The organism is [Mycobacterium] manitobense (assembly GCF_025821665.1).
GTDB lineage: Bacteria > Actinomycetota > Actinomycetes > Mycobacteriales > Mycobacteriaceae > Mycobacterium > Mycobacterium arseniciresistens.
In genome coordinates, this window is record NZ_JACKSJ010000217.1 from 1 (window position 1) to 405 (window position 405).

General features: G+C 66.2%; 1 pseudogene. It reads right to left on the minus strand.

Going from position 1 to position 405, the window contains the following annotated elements:
* Positions 1–405 (minus strand): annotated as a pseudogene (locus tag H7I41_RS23530) (alpha/beta hydrolase); the annotation flags it as partial.

A 405-nucleotide genomic window follows, 5' to 3' on the forward strand; every position in this document is an offset into this window, starting at 1 on the left:
CAGCGCACTGTCGGTCAGAGCCTTGCGATCGCCGGTGAACAGGTCGGCGATGCTGTTCCACATGCCCGCCCCGTTGAGCCACGCGTCGTCACGGGCGAAGAAGTTCGACGAGATCGTCGGGGTGACCACGATGGCGCCGGTCGCCTCCGCGAGGTTGGCCGCGGTGTAGCTGTACATCGGACCGAGCGCGAAGAAGCCGTGCTGCAGGACGATCATCTTGTCCGGCACCGTCTCCCCTTCGGGGTAGTACCAGTTCGCCTTGATCCGCTGTCCGCTGGACAGCAGAATCGTCGAGTTCCGCACTGTCACCGTGCTGTTCGCCGGCAGTGCGGGCGGGCCGGTGACCAGTGCCTCCAGCGCCTGCAGGGTGTTGATCGCAAGCCCTCCGACCGCCCGCACGATGGA